The 14,225-nt window shown below is 41.1% G+C and carries 16 protein-coding genes and 1 pseudogene; 10 read left to right on the top strand and 7 right to left on the bottom strand.

Annotated elements, in window-relative coordinates; all coding sequences use genetic code 11:
- The first annotated feature begins 727 nt into the window (after nt 1–727).
- The 3 genes from ACFFAP_RS08250 to ACFFAP_RS08240 all read left to right on the top strand — a co-directional run bounded on the left by ACFFAP_RS08250 (nt 728) and on the right by ACFFAP_RS08240 (nt 3,238).
- Entirely contained in the window at nt 728–1,177 is a 450-nt protein-coding gene (locus ACFFAP_RS08250) for a pyridoxamine 5'-phosphate oxidase family protein (RefSeq protein WP_375510766.1), read from the top strand.
- A 129-nt stretch (nt 1,178–1,306) separates the two neighbouring features.
- A complete protein-coding gene (locus ACFFAP_RS08245) occupies nt 1,307–2,428 on the top strand; it encodes an aldo/keto reductase (RefSeq protein WP_375510765.1) in 1,122 nt (373 codons plus the stop codon).
- A gap of 276 nt (nt 2,429–2,704) precedes the next feature.
- Nucleotides 2,705–3,238 carry a hypothetical protein gene (locus ACFFAP_RS08240; protein WP_375510764.1) on the top strand — a complete coding sequence of 178 codons (534 nt, stop codon included), beginning with the start codon at nt 2,705–2,707 and terminating at the stop codon, nt 3,236–3,238.
- A gap of 53 nt (nt 3,239–3,291) precedes the next feature.
- Here the strand turns inward: ACFFAP_RS08240 and ACFFAP_RS08235 are convergent, their stop codons facing one another.
- The 4 genes and pseudogenes from ACFFAP_RS08235 to ACFFAP_RS08220 form a co-directional block, all read right to left on the bottom strand.
- Entirely contained in the window at nt 3,292–4,053 is a 762-nt protein-coding gene (locus ACFFAP_RS08235; protein WP_375510767.1) for a Uma2 family endonuclease, read from the bottom strand.
- Nucleotides 4,054–4,115: 62 nt separating this feature from the next.
- Entirely contained in the window at nt 4,116–4,304 is a 189-nt protein-coding gene (locus tag ACFFAP_RS08230) for a hypothetical protein (protein ID WP_375510763.1), read from the bottom strand.
- Between the two features lie 58 nt (nt 4,305–4,362).
- Nucleotides 4,363–4,517, bottom strand: a pseudogene (locus tag ACFFAP_RS08225) (IS1 family transposase); the annotation flags it as partial.
- A gap of 1 nt (nt 4,518) precedes the next feature.
- Nucleotides 4,519–5,133 (bottom strand): YqaE/Pmp3 family membrane protein, encoded by a 615-nt coding sequence (locus ACFFAP_RS08220; protein ID WP_375510762.1) that lies wholly within the window; start codon nt 5,131–5,133, stop codon nt 4,519–4,521.
- Between the two features lie 665 nt (nt 5,134–5,798).
- Between ACFFAP_RS08220 and ACFFAP_RS08215 the strand changes: the two genes are divergently transcribed.
- The 5 genes from ACFFAP_RS08215 (at nt 5,799) to ACFFAP_RS08195 (ending at nt 9,590) form a co-directional block, all read left to right on the top strand.
- Nucleotides 5,799–6,035, top strand: a complete 237-nt coding sequence (locus tag ACFFAP_RS08215) for a hypothetical protein (RefSeq protein WP_375510761.1) — start codon at nt 5,799–5,801, stop codon at nt 6,033–6,035.
- Nucleotides 6,036–6,557: 522 nt separating this feature from the next.
- Entirely contained in the window at nt 6,558–7,331 is a 774-nt protein-coding gene (locus ACFFAP_RS08210; protein ID WP_375510760.1) for a nucleoside phosphorylase, read from the top strand.
- A gap of 365 nt (nt 7,332–7,696) precedes the next feature.
- Nucleotides 7,697–8,257: a TIGR02281 family clan AA aspartic protease gene (locus ACFFAP_RS08205; RefSeq protein ID WP_375510759.1), complete on the top strand. Its 561-nt coding sequence runs from the start codon at nt 7,697–7,699 to the stop codon at nt 8,255–8,257.
- A 73-nt stretch (nt 8,258–8,330) separates the two neighbouring features.
- Complete coding sequence (locus tag ACFFAP_RS08200; RefSeq protein ID WP_375510758.1) at nt 8,331–8,723, top strand: carboxymuconolactone decarboxylase family protein; 393 nt, start codon at nt 8,331–8,333, stop codon at nt 8,721–8,723.
- A gap of 54 nt (nt 8,724–8,777) precedes the next feature.
- Nucleotides 8,778–9,590 (top strand): alpha/beta fold hydrolase, encoded by an 813-nt coding sequence (locus ACFFAP_RS08195; protein WP_375510757.1) that lies wholly within the window; start codon nt 8,778–8,780, stop codon nt 9,588–9,590.
- Nucleotides 9,591–9,862: 272 nt separating this feature from the next.
- Here the strand turns inward: ACFFAP_RS08195 and ACFFAP_RS08190 are convergent, their stop codons facing one another.
- From ACFFAP_RS08190 to ACFFAP_RS08180, 3 genes are all read right to left on the bottom strand, one after another.
- Entirely contained in the window at nt 9,863–10,210 is a 348-nt protein-coding gene (locus ACFFAP_RS08190; protein ID WP_375510756.1) for a hypothetical protein, read from the bottom strand.
- A gap of 63 nt (nt 10,211–10,273) precedes the next feature.
- Nucleotides 10,274–11,758, bottom strand: a complete 1,485-nt coding sequence (locus tag ACFFAP_RS08185; RefSeq protein ID WP_375510755.1) for a CIA30 family protein — start codon at nt 11,756–11,758, stop codon at nt 10,274–10,276.
- 55 nt (nt 11,759–11,813) lie between these two features.
- Nucleotides 11,814–13,007, bottom strand: coding sequence for a hypothetical protein (locus ACFFAP_RS08180; RefSeq protein WP_375510754.1), 1,194 nt, complete (start codon nt 13,005–13,007; stop codon nt 11,814–11,816).
- 293 nt (nt 13,008–13,300) lie between these two features.
- Here ACFFAP_RS08180 and ACFFAP_RS08175 point away from each other — a divergent pair, with 293 nt between their 5' ends.
- Both ACFFAP_RS08175 and ACFFAP_RS08170 read left to right on the top strand, forming a co-directional pair.
- Nucleotides 13,301–13,513, top strand: a complete 213-nt coding sequence (locus ACFFAP_RS08175) for a DUF2997 domain-containing protein (protein WP_375510753.1) — start codon at nt 13,301–13,303, stop codon at nt 13,511–13,513.
- 17 nt (nt 13,514–13,530) lie between these two features.
- Nucleotides 13,531–14,196 carry a hypothetical protein gene (locus ACFFAP_RS08170; RefSeq protein WP_375510752.1) on the top strand — a complete coding sequence of 222 codons (666 nt, stop codon included), beginning with the start codon at nt 13,531–13,533 and terminating at the stop codon, nt 14,194–14,196.
- The last annotated feature ends 29 nt before the right edge of the window (nt 14,197–14,225 follow it).

Genomic DNA, 14,225 nt, shown 5'->3' with positions numbered 1-14,225 from the left:
GTGTTTTCCGCAAACAAAATGACATTTGACTCAAACAAAGACTTTCACAGGGATTATGCTCAGGCTTGTACGTATTAGTTCACTTAAAAAAGAAGCTACAGTTTCGTTTACTAATTTTTTCACTAATGATTCTGGATTGCTATAAATTCATCACCCTAAAGTTAGAGAGGCAGTTTGAATTTAGTGCAAAATTTATCAGAAGAATTCAGAACTCAGGAACAAAGCCGGAGACGTTCTGCGGCTTGGCGTCAGAATTCTCTGTCCGAGTGGGTGATAGCGCAGTCTCTTCTTAGACTGCGCCAACGAATCTACGAGCGTCTGAATATTGGTTAAAACCTCACTCCTGGCGATGCCCACAGCAAGTCGTTGGGTAGGCGAAACTAGTATTAAATATTTTCGCCTTAAAGCTCTATCCCTTTATGGGTAGAGAATTCACTAATTGTGAATTCTGTATTCTGACTCCTGATTTATAAAATTTATGTCTAAAGAAATAAGCACAAAATTCATCTGACTAGGCCTAAAATTTATGTATGCACAGAACAGTCACTCTTAACAAATATCTCTATAGATATAACTAAAAAAGCTAATTTTAGGATAACTCCATCTATAGGCTCACGCAATTTCAACAAAAAAGGTTAATACTGAAAAATAACTTTACCAGCATGAAACCTGATTGTCATCAAAAATTACAGTCAAGGAAAAGCAAAGAGAGAAAAGAGTACAAAAAATGGCAACCTCTACAGACCACGAGCAACAGATTCAAAAGCTGCATGAACTTATCAAAAATATTGATTATGGTATGTTTACCACAGTCGATGATGATGGCAGTTTGCATAGTTACCCCATGTCAAAAAGTGGTGAAATTAACTCTGAAGCTGCACTCTGGTTCTTTACATACGCTGGTTCCCATAAGGTGACTGAGATTGAACACTATGAGCAGGTAAATATTAGTTTTTCGTCACCCGAACAGCAGCAATACGTTTCTATCTCAGGTTCAGCAGAACTCGTAAAAGACCGCAACAAGATGCGAGAGCTATGGAAGCCGGAACTTCAAACCTGGTTTCCTAAAGGACTGGACGAACCTGATATTGCTTTGCTTAAGGTGAATATTAACCAGGTTGATTATTGGGATAGTGCATCTAGTTTCAAGCCACAAAAAATTAGTTTTTTGACATAATCACGCCTTTAAGTAATTCGTAATTCGTAATTCGTAATTAAGAATTTAATTACTAATTATGAATTATTTTTAAATATGTAATTATTGGGCGAAATTGACAAAAGAAGTATTTTTAATTACGAGAAATCAATGGTTGGACAAAGTAATGATGAATCCGCCCAAAAGCATCTACCTTTAGAGGTAAAGCGGCGACATTTTTTAAAAGGAATAGGCTTTATCGGTGCAGGTGCAGGGGCAATCTTTGCTGACCACATCCTCAATGCCAATCCGGAAGTAGAAGCAGCAGAGGTTCCAGCATCATCTGCAACTCCAACGAACAGTACAAACAGTGGTGAAATTCCTCTCCGTCCACTGGGAAAAACAGGGGTGAAAGTGTCGGCGATCGGTTTGGGAGGTGCAACTTTAGGGCAAGCAAAGAGCAAGGAAGAGGCAATTCGCATCGCCCACGAAGCTATTGATAATGGTATCACCTTCATGGATAACGCTTGGGAGTATAACAAGCATCGTAGTGAAGAGTGGATGGGAGAGGCGTTGCAAGGGCGACGAGACAAGGTTTTTTTGATGACGAAGGTTTGCACCCACGGACGCGATCGCAAAGTGGCAATGCAACAACTTGAAGAATCTCTGCGTCGTCTCAAAACCGATCACCTCGACTTGTGGCAAATCCACGAAGTTGTTTACTACAACGATCCAGAAATGATTTTTCGTGCCAACGGGGTAATTGAAGCTCTAGATCAAGCGAAAAAAGAGGGTAAAGTCCGGTTTGTTGGCTTTACGGGTCACAAAGACCCCGCTATTCATCTAGAAATGCTTTCCCACAATTACCCATTTGATACAGTGCAAATGCCGCTTAATTGTTTTGATGCCACCTTCCGCAGTTTTGAGCGGCAAGTATTACCAGAACTTAACAAACGCCAAATAGCGGCCATTGGTATGAAAAGTCTCAGTGGGAATGCTGACGCAGTAAAAAAAGGTGTTGTGACTCCCCAGGAAGCCATCCGTTATGCCATGAGTTTACCGATTGCGACACTTGTCAGTGGTATTGATTCTCTGGAAGTACTGCGGCAAAATTTAGCGATCGCCCGTGGTTTTCAACCGATGCAGGCAAAAGAAATGCAAGCGTTGCGCGATCGTTGCGCCCAATATGCTGCCGATGGGCGTTTTGAACTCTTCAAAAGTTCCAAGCAGTTTGATGCTGATGAAGGCAGAATCCAACATGGCTTTCCACCCCAAAGTCAAGTGCAGACGTGAGACTGGGTACTGGGGATTGGGGACTAGGGACTAGGGACTAAATTCTTGTTATCAGTAAAGAACTTCACCCCCAACCCCTAAGAGCAGGCTCTTAGGGGAGCTAAAGCGTAGCTTTGGCGGGGTGGGGTTTTGGGTATTATGCTTAATTGCCCGGATATCATATTACTGGTAATCGCTTTTAGACCTTCATCTGTCGCAATCATTTTTCAAATTGGTATCAGATTGGATTGAGCAGTTTTATTGCTGCACAAAAAAACTTTATTTAAGTGAGGTCTTATGAATTACCTTATTGCAGTTTTACCAGATCGAATACAAGCAGAAGCCGCCTACTCTGCTCTGGAAAAAGCAGGCTTGCCAACTTCACAAGTCAATATTTTGGGCGATGGTTATCTAAGTGCTGATGAATTTGGACTAATTGATCCCGACAAGCAAGCCCGCAAACAATCAAATCGGCTCTTTTGGTGGCTTGTACCCTTTGGATTTGTTGCAGGTTATGCCTTCAACTATCTCACAGAAGTTGAAATATTTCCCCAGTTTGCTCGATTTGGCAATGAATTTCTGGCTGGGATCTTAGGAGCTATAGCCGGTGTCTTGGGCGCTGGTTTAATCGGTCGAAGTGTCGGCTTTACAGTTAGCAGTGGCGATGCTTTACCTTATCGAAACCGTCTGAATGCTGGCAAATACCTAATTGCAGTTACCGGAAATGAGGATTCAACACGCGAAGCTACGCGCGTACTGCGTCAATTTGAACCAGAAAATATTCAAGGCTATACAGACTATTCACAAAAGAGCAAACTTGTGGGGAATTAATGGGTGGGAGCCTAAAAAAGCTAATCTACATCGGGTTCAACGCCGAGCGATGTCTAACGACAAGCCGCTTTGCGTCTACGCAATTGTGCAATCAAGCGTTCAGCCCGTTGTCTTTCTTGTTCAGCCCGTTGAGTTTCTTGTTCAGCCCGTTGTCTTTCTTGTTCTGTAAAAGTCAATACCCAGCAGCCTGTCCAATCATACCAGCGTAACCAGGGCTGTTCTACATTTTGATAGCGTCCCTGCCACACACCCAAGCCTAATTCTAGTTCTGGTATCCAAAAGCGTGACTCTGACAGTGCTATCTCAGCATAACGACCACCGTCTAACTTAAATACCCTTAACTCATATTTGTACCGATCAAATACTACATAATAAGGAACACGCAGAATCTGCTCATATACTTCCCATTTTTCTGGTGGTTGCTTGATATCCCGCAATGTCTGCCCCAAGTCTTCCTTTTCAGTACCTGGAGACAGCAATTCAACCACAATAAAAGGATGAACTCCCTCTTGCCAAACGACATAACTTAAGCGTAAATCCCGTTGTTCGTAGAGACGGGAAACACCTAAAACGGCAAACCAATCTGGTCGTTTATACCACAGTGGATAGCGCGGGTCATAATAAAGATTCAGATTGCTAGCAACAAATATCTCGTCGGTTGGATAATTCGGTGGACGAAAGGTTTCGTCTAACAGACGAGGTTGCAATAAATGAAACTGATCAGGCAAACCAGGCTCCTCAGGGTCTTCACTGGGAAGATCATACATGGTTGGCAATACATCTTTTGGCGATCGCGGCGGGTCGGTTTGATACATCATAAAGCAGTCCTGATGATGAAACTCTCAGTTATATTATGATTCAATTGTTTTTGAGTAACTCAACACCTTGCAGAACGCGGCAATATAAATTTCTCACCCTCCGCCGCAAATTTACCACGAACCATCAGCACAGTTTCATCAAATGCATGGACGAATACTTGCACATCCTTGACATCGAGAAGTTCTGGACTAAAGTAAATTACTACTTCTTCAATGGGTTGAGGTATTTTAGCAAGAATATTTTTCAAAGGGTATATCTGCGTTGTAACTAAATCGAAAAGATGGCGTTGCTGAGTGCGGTATAAATCAATTGAACACCAGGATAAAACGATACTTTAAGTAGTGAAGTAATAATCGAATAGAGTATTTCAGCATTTCTACGGGCTTATAATAACACAGTGTTTTGCGATCAGTCGTGCTAAATAATGACGTAAACGGGTGTTTTCACCTTCTACTCTAGTCTTAGTTTTGTTTTATTACAGTTTCTGAATATACCCAACCGTACACTTTTTCTCCCTCTACACACACATAATACCATTTACCGCTCGATGCTAAATAAATAAGCTGATTTTCACTTTTTAATTTTCCTCTAATATTATTATCATCTTTTTCAGGGGTATCACGTAAGTTAGAAGGAATATCCTTATATTTAAGCTTGTAGCGTAAGGGTTTTAAAGAACATACATAGCTACTTTTTTCAGGAATGTTAGAAGAGATTGGTGTTTGATTTCCTGAAAGTACATTAACACCAAAAATTAATCCTTTAATACCTACTATAATAGCTACAATACCACCAATAATGGACACAATAGTTTGAAAATCGTTCAGTCGTAAATTTTTAAGAAATGCATTTTTTTTACTCGACGCTTCTGAAGATTTTCTTTCATTTTGATAGTCAACAAAAACCCATACTGCATGAATACTACCTAGAAACCAACCAAAAATTGTTAGAACTAAGTTAAACAACAAGACATGCCACGGAGGGTTTTTTTGTATGGAAAGTGTGAGAAGAACACCTATAGGGGGTAAAAAGCAATTAATACAAAAATAGATAAAATAATTGAGTTTTTCGCTCATAGTATTATACCAAATTTTTTAGTCTTAATTTGCACAATCCTTACGTAATTGTTACAAAAATCTGGTAAAGGTAATAGAAAACATTTTAACGTACTGGTTATTATATACCCAGGAGTGACCGTAATTTATGCATGTTTTTAATCAATCAGCAATAAAATATTAAAAAATCGGCTTACCCATCCCTCAGTTCAGATCTTGCACCTGGAAAAAAGAAGCAGTATTAACCGAGAGTAAGAGAATAAAAGTAGCACGTGGCGGCGTTGCCGCGTTTCTCTGGCTTACGTACTAAAATGCCCAGCGTTGTATTACAAACAATACTACGAAAAACCTTTTTGCTAGTTGCGAATTTTTTAGGCTAGTTGCGAAACACCCCTCTAAATATATACTAACCCAAGTTGCTAGTTATCCCTCTTCTGTCACTCTCCGGAAACTTTTGCCATTTCTGAATTCTAGAGCTTTTGTATAGCAGGCAATCGCGCGATTCTTTTCTAATAACAAATACAAGACCAATTTTTTTCTAATAGTATAGCTTGTATTGGTTGCCTCATGAGGCTTCTAGCGATCGCCCTCGCGGAAAGTGACAGAAGAGGGTTATGCTGCTGAGAGAGCGCACATGGTCACTTAAGTAATAAAATCCCCTCCAGGAAGTAAATGAGGAGGGGCATATGCTAAATGAAATAATTACCGTCTATGCTATCATCAATGACCTGTTGAAGGCGATCGCTCATAATGAAGATTGTCGGAGAGACATGAGCGATGCAGAAATTATTACAAGTGCTATCTGCGCTGCGATGTACTTTGACGGTAACCATAATAAGGCTTGTGGCTATCTGAAAGACCATAACTCACTCGTGTTTTCCCCAAGTCGATTCATGCAGTCACGTATGAAGGGTTTTTACTAAAGCTTGAAGCATTCATTTTTGCATTTACTGTTCGACAAGCATTTATTGAATGAGCAAATTATGATACTCTAAACTTGTTCAGTAATTGTCTTTTTGATTCAGTCAAAGTTGGGGTTGTGCGTAGCGCAACCCCAACTTGTGGTCGCGATCGCATGAATCGACGGATGCAATAAACCTAGAATTTGATAACCCGCAACTTGGGTTAATACAGAGAAACAGTTGATGTTTGCTCTCGCTGACGTTTAAAATAGGTATTCAAGCGGAGGAAAAAAAGCTTGAAACTGATATTGGTAGCTCCCAACTCTTTGTTGTGTGCAGCCTTTTAATAGCAAGTGCCATATACTGAAGCTGCTAGACAGATGGCTTTAGCTTACGATCATTTTCTGTACCCACCCAAATATCTCAATTGCATAGTTGCAGCTGAAAGACAACTTCAGATATGGGAAGGAGGAGATTTCCTCTAGGAAAATAAAAATCGCCCTAGCATAGTATTGTGTTAAGGCGATCGCAACTCTCAACTCTATGACTAGTAAACGTTTCTATCACATTGGCTTTGGACAAGACGATTTAGGTTCATCGCCTCCCAGCATTGCCCTATTATCTGGCGATCCAGAGCGATCGCATCTAATTGCCCAAACTTATTTCCAGGATGTCCGCCTATTGTCAGAAAATCGCGGTCTCAATAGCTACGTGGGATACTTACCAAATGGTCGCAGCATCTTATCAGCTACTAGTGGTATGGGTGCGCCTTCATTAAGTATTGTGGTGAATGAGTTAATCCAAGTAGGAATCCGGCAAATTATTCGCATTGGAACTTGCGGAGCAATTCAACCTTATATATCAGTTGGTAGTGTTGTTATTAGCAGTGCAGCGTTGTGTCGCCAAGGTGCAGCTTATGATATTGCACCTGTAGAGTATCCAGCCGCAGCCGATCCGTTTCTCACAGTTGCTTTAGTTAAAGCCGCGCGAGAATTAAAGGTTGAACATTACATAGGAATTACAGCATCAGTTGATACTTTTTACGAAGGACAAGAACGCACTGATTCCGCAAATCCAAATTTAATGCGATCGCTGCATGGTATTAGAGAAGAATATCGGCGGTTGAATATCTTGAATTATGAGATGGAATGTGGCACGCTATTTAAAATGGCAGGAGTGTATAATTTTGCCGCAGCAGCTATTTGCGGTGTAGTCGCTGGGCGCACTGTGAGTGAAAATATCATCTTAGAACAGAGAGATATTGCAGTTAAAAATGCGATCGCAACTGCTGTACATGCAGCAGAAACCCTTGAATAATCACAAATTTATCTTATCTAACTTCTTAGTCTGCCTGATTTAATATGCTCTAAGTAGTTTTACCATGTCTTTACCTAATCTTTAATTTATGAATCAGTAATTATAGATAAGATGTATTCAGTATAATGCAATTTTATCTGATGGACACACATAAATAAACAGTCCAAAAAATCATTAAAATCTGTAATTAATATAAAAAACAATTATAATTAAAAACGCAATTTATTTTAAAATTAGTGATAATAATAAAAACTTAAAAATTTACTTTCCCTATTAAAAAGATGGATTTACAGCACCAATACTTGCAGGCATTATGATGAATTAAGCTATTAAAAAATCTCAGCAAAATTGGAGAAAAATATAACATGAAGAATGCTTGGAGGCGTTGGATGACGACCGTTAACCTAGCTGCAATTGGACTAATGCCGACGCTGATATTTTTAGCATTCTCTCATCGGGCAACAGCAGACGATCCAGGATCATGTTACATGATAACCTCTTCTGGTAAAACCGTTGGATTGGGAAGGCTTTGTGGCAATATAGCCGTACCTTCAGACAACAGAGTTTTTCGAGTCTCAATCAAACGCCGCCTTGGTGGAACTCCTGTGATTGATGTCACCTTCAACGACAAAAAAACCTTTGAAATGATTGTAGATACAGGTGCTAGTGAAACTATTATCACTCAAGATATGGCGAATACACTTGAACTCCAGGCTACAGGGACAATACAAGCCCAAATTGCCGATGGTAGCCAAGTAGAATTCCCAATCAGTCAGGTAAAATCTATTACAGTAGGTGGAGTTACAGCCAATAATCTTCAGGTAGCGATCGCACCAAAAGCAAGCATCGGCTTACTGGGTCACGATTTCTTTGGCAACTATGATATTAAAATTCTGGAAAAAGAGGTCGAATTTCATCACCGCTAATGTTTGCAGCTAAAAACGTAGTATCCTACATTTTGGTATCTATAAAAGGACGGGGTTTCTACCCAAATTTTCGATGACTAAGCTGATTGAATACGAAGAAGCCAGCCACGAAGTCCGGGCAGTATATGATGACATCCGCGCTACACGCCAGAATGACTATATCAATAACTTTTGGAAAGCTATAGCCAATCATCCCCCTACCTTGCAACGAACTTGGCAAGCGGTGAAGGAAGTGATGACTGGCCCCGGTGAGATTGATCCACTGATGCGCGAATTAATTTACATCGCCGTGAGTGCGACGAATGGCTGTGAGTATTGCATTGCCTCGCACACAGCAGGGGCGCGGGCTAAGGGCATGAATGATACCATGTTCGGGGAACTTATGGCGATCGCAGCCACTGCCAACATGACTAATCGCCTCGCCAACGGCTATCAAATTCCGGTGGACGAGAGATTTAAGACGTAGGAGTGTAGCCTTGTCCATCCCTGCTTAAGATCAGGTTTAGCAGAATTATTGACTATGCCCAAAGTTCAGATTAACGGGATTGATTTGTTCTACGACATTAAGGGAACTGGTGAGCCTTTGCTATTAATAGCTGGCTTCCTTTGCGATCATGCCTATTGGTCGCTGATTATGCCATCGCTGGTTTCGCAGTATCAAGTCATTCGCTTAGACAACCGAGGTATGGGGCGAAGTTCTGCTCCCGAAAACCCCTATAGTCTGAAACAAATGGCTAATGACATTGCAGCATTGCTCGATCATATTGCGATCGATAAGGTGCATTTAGCAGGTCATTCAATGGGTGGTCAGATAGCCCAAGAGTTAGTGTTAGCACATCCTGAAAAGGTAGAAAGTCTGATGCTACTTTCATCGTTGGCTAAGGGTAATGGATTATTTAACAGCATCATCGAGACTTGGGGCGAACTCGGCGCTAATGTAGACCTGAAACTTTATGAAAAAGTCGTATTACCCTGGATATTTACAGATACGTTCTACTCGATTCCTGGGATGATCGAAGGTCTGATTGAATTTGCAATCAGATATCCTTTTCCACCTGCGGCTCATTCACTCTATCATCACAGCCGAGCTATGCTTGACTTTGACACAACAGACCGCCTTCAACAAATTCATTGTCCTACCCTAGTTCTAGTTGGTAAACAAGATATTCTCACCCCGCTAAAGTTTTCCCAGCAACTTGCTCAAGGCATTCCCAACGCTGAACTTTTAGTCCTCAACGGTGGGGGTCATGGCTTCTTAATTGAGTCGCCTGATACTGTAGTTTCAGCCATGCTTAACTTCTTGGGGAAGTTGAAGCCAGCTTACACAATGTGAATAATTAAAGGTTTGTAGTAAGCACTTTAGTGCTGAGAAAATAAGGACTAAAGTCCTCACTACAAACTTGCTTACCCATCAATTTAAACTTGACAGATTACGAGTGGTCTGTACCAAAAATTTTGATAGGTGAATCAGTTTTAAATTTCTCTTCTTTACCTCTTATACTTTGCGCTCTTTGCGTCCTTTGCGGTTCGTTGTCTTAACTCTCACAATTAATGGGACAGACCCTAGTAAGAAGTTTTGAAAACTAGACAGGATAATTTAAATATTTAGCGAGTTTCTAATTTAGAAACTCGCGCCTCTAATTTGTTGACTTGTTGCTTCAATTCAACCACCAAAGTTGCAAGCCGATCAAACATCGGATCTTGCTGTGATAAGTTCCTTCTGGAACCAGTTGACTGTCGTGGGGTAAGTGTTGTTCTTGGGGATGGAGACTGGCGACTTCGACCTAGTTGAGACTCTATCTGGTTTAATCGTGACTCGACACGATTAAAGTCCGCTTCCAGGTTGTAGATGCGGGACTCCACTTGCTGGGATGAAGCAGTGTTTCCAAATAATCCACCCCAGAGAATTGTTGCTAAAATCCCGGCAAATATTAGCACTTGGATTTTTTTCATAACAGTCTATTTAGACAGGATGTGTTGAGATAACTACAGACTTATACTCTGTAGTCACTTCACTTATTTATCCTTTACTAAATTAGAAAATAACTTCTGCCAATCGATAGAGTTAACAGTATTATCTCCCTGTTTTACCTCAAACGTGACATTACAAGCTTTTCCTAGTTTTAGCGATCGCACGCAAAGTTCCGCCACATCCTCACGGCTGATTTTGCCTTTAATATTATCGCCTTGCTCAAATATTAATTCCTTCCCTCCTGGTTCTTCAGTTAAGGCACAAGGTCTAACAATCGTATAAGGAATTCCGCTTTCTCTTAAACTATCTTCTCCCTTTAACTTCCAAGTTAAAATTCCTCCCAATTGGTCATTTAATTTCACTGCTGGCGGTTCTTCATCTAAATTAATGCCAGGGCGCCCAGGACGAGTCACGCCTGCTGAACTGACGAGGATAAATTGTGGTAAAGTTGTCTCGCCATAAGCTTTAATTGATTCCAACTGCAAAGCAAAACCACCCGGAGAAAATTTGGGATTCAAAGCGCCATCGTGTTCAAATTTGCTCAACATCAATTGAAATGAACAAATTCTATATTGCTCAAGTGGCGGCGCATCTTTGACAGTTTTTGCCCGAAAGACGGGAATCAAATCTGCGAAGGGAATGTGAACATCTATCCAGGTATTAGCTACGGTATCGAAAGAATAGCTATAGCCAATGCCATCCCATTTTGTATCTGTCCGTAGGAATATTTTATAACGCTGACCGTCACCTTTGACGCGCAATTTTACACCTTCGTAACCGGATAAGTTGAAGGGGGGATCAAAATTTTTGGTTCTAATAGAAGCAAATCCGCCAGAGTTATCGGTGGAGACATTACCACCAAACAAAGCTGTATTTTCTACTAATTGGATATTACTGGCACTCACGCCACCCATGACAACATCATCCAGCGCCCCCCAGTTATCCTTTAATTCTACTGATGGCTTTGTGAAATCAAATATCGGTTTTTCGTTTGCTTGGGGTAGATATTTTGCGGCCGCTTGGACTAAATTTTTGACACCTTGATATTCTACATTTTCTGGGGTGTCGCCAACAATTTCTGGCTGGTAAAATTTAACACCTTGATAATATTTTGCTCTATCTGCTGTGTCTCCCTCAACTGGTTGCACACGCACTGCTGTACAACAAACTACAGCTTGGATATCAGCCATAACTAAAGGAGTTAAAGTTTCTGGTTGAGTAATATCCGCAACTATTAAATCTATATCATTACCAAGAATTGACCGCGCTTTGTCAATGTCTCGAACTAGGGCGCGAACTTTATAACCTTGTTGGAGCGATCGCTGCACTACTCGTTTACCTACACCACCTGTTGCACCTGCTACTAATATTACACCCACGTTTCTTCCTCCATTGGGTCTATTTTCATTATCCTTAGGACGGCCTTGGATTAACTGCTGTACCCAGTTAAGGAAAGGAATTACCTCAAAGTAAGTCAGGGTTTCGATAAACCTGCCTAAGTCCCATTGAGAACGATTTTTGTCAGTCATATTTGCGTCCTCATAACTTTCTTAAGTTTAGCCCAATGAGCTAGTTATGTTGTCTTTAAGCCAGTCCCCACACTTTGATAGTTTTGTCCCAACTGCAACTAACCAGAGTCTGCCCATCTGGGCTAATGGCAAGAGAATTAATATGGTTTTTATGCCCTGTTAGGGTGTTCATCTGCTGTCCAGTTTGCAAATCCCATACTTTGATCGCATTTTCCCCACCGCCGCCAGAGAAGGTTTGTCCATCTGGGCTAATGGCTACACAATTAACCTGTGTTTTATCCCCAACAAGAGTGTAAATTTCTTTTCCCGTTTGCAAATCCCACACTTTAATAGAACCGTCCCAACTACCGCTGACAAGAGTTTTTTTATCACCAGTCAGGGCAACGGAGGTAACCGCTTTTGAATATCCTTTGAAACGATGGATTTGCTTTGCTGTGGGCAAATCCCATACTGTGATAGTTTTATCCCGACTAGCACAAACCAAAGTTTGTCCGTCCAAGCTAATTGCAAGACAATAAATCTGGATCGAATGGGCACGCAAATTGTAGAGTTCTTTACCCATCTGCCAATCCCATGCTTTCAGCAAACCCCAGTCACCGCTAAAAAGAATTTGCCCATCTCGGCTAACAGCTAGGCCGTGAACACCCATCGCACTGACATTGGGTTCGCCTAAAATGCTGATTTCCCTCCTAGTTTGCCAATCCCAAACCTTAATAACAGTGTTTCCCAGTCCGCTGAAGAGAGTTTGACCATCTGGGCTGATAGCTAGAGATTCAGCGCCTATTTGTGTATCTAGTGTGCAGATTTGCCACCCTGTTGCTAACTCCCATACTTTAATTGTTTTGTCCCAACTGCCAGTGAAAAGAGTTTGACCATCCGGGCTGAAGATGACACAGCTAACACAGTATGAATGCCCTTCCAAGGTACGCAGACATGTAAACTTTTGCCAAGGATTATACTCGCGTAACGCCTGTCTAATACGAGGTTCTTTTCTCTGCCCTAACAGCGAGTAAGCAGCCCATCTAACTTGTGTGACTTCATTTTGCAAAGCTTGGATGACTAAATCTAAGCCTGCATCCCCGTGCTGAAGGGCTTCTTTTAACGCTGCAATCCGATTTTGTGGGGCAGTACTAGCTAACCGTTGCTTGACTCCTGGCAGTCCTCCTAAAACTGCTGCATCGCCTGGGGTAGGTATTTGGCTACCTAAAACAACATCAAAAGGTCTTGGCTGGTTGGAATTTTGTGGCATGATGCTTTCAGTTTGCACTACTGTCTATCATTCCCCTAGATTGAGAAAGAGCGATCGCTCCTTTCGGTGTGTAAGTAGCCGTCCAAGATTGACTCGGTTTATTTCCTACTTGTGTATAAATTCTGTTAAATCTTATTGACTCAAAATAGTACATTTGTTTTAATGTATTTGGCAAAAGCTTTCACGTATTTGTTTGTACTAGTGCCAGTATTAATTGCCGTTGGCTAGAATTTGGTACAGCATGATGATTATTGTGTTAGTTGTAAAACCTAAAAAATCAAAAAACTCTATTTATGGCTGAGTATCAAAAAATTGAGTATCGCATTGGGAAAGATGGGAAAATTACTGAAACAGTTATTAATGCTTCTGGTTCGAGTTGCACAAGTACAACATCGGGAATTGAAAAAGCTTTAGGAACAGTAGAAAATCAAGAATTATTGCCTGAGTATTACGAAGGTAGTGAGGGCGAGACAGTAGTACAAAACCAGTCTCTCAAACAAATCTAAGAGGGATGCAGATAGGAATGTTTTCTCTTTTAAGCCTTTTGACAATGGCAATAGGGATTTGCACTCTGTTGTTGATTATTCCAGCAATTAGAGCTGCGATCGCCCGCAAAGCAGACTTGGAAACTAACAAGTTAGAGCTGGCGCGATGTCTAACGACAAGCCGCTTCTCTACGAGAGGCTGCGCCAAGGCGTCTACGCAAATTGAATTGCTAGAGGAGGAACTAAAAGCAACTCATCAAAAATACTTAGAGTTAGAGCAAAAGTTACACCAGCTTGTTTTGGAAAAAGCAGCACTGCATCAGGAAGGCTTACGACTGCATGAGGAATTGCAGCAGCAGCGTCTTGAACTGACAGATGAAATACGTTCTTCAACATTTGAGCAATTGCAGACATTGTTAACAAACTATCCCAGCATCCATCAGATGGTGCGTGTTAAACCAGAATTGCCTGCGAAAAATCTGCTTTCGATGTTTACTTCGTTAGATAACCTCCTGTATAAATGGGGTTACGAACAGATAGGCAAACCTTGGGAACAAGTAGCTTACAATCCTCAAATTCATCAACCAGACGCTGCTGATATTACTGAAGATGAGTTAGTTTACATCCGATTTGTCGGTTATCAGCATCAAGGAAGAATTCTTGCCCCTGCGAAAGTTAGTCGCACCTTACCAGGAGGGGGATAAACAATTCAAAATTCAAAATTCAAAATTAA

It is taken from the genome of uncultured Nostoc sp. (genome assembly GCF_964245575.1).
In the GTDB taxonomy this organism is placed as follows: domain Bacteria; phylum Cyanobacteriota; class Cyanobacteriia; order Cyanobacteriales; family Nostocaceae; genus Nostoc.
This window is presented reverse-complemented; position numbering and strand designations above follow the sequence as displayed.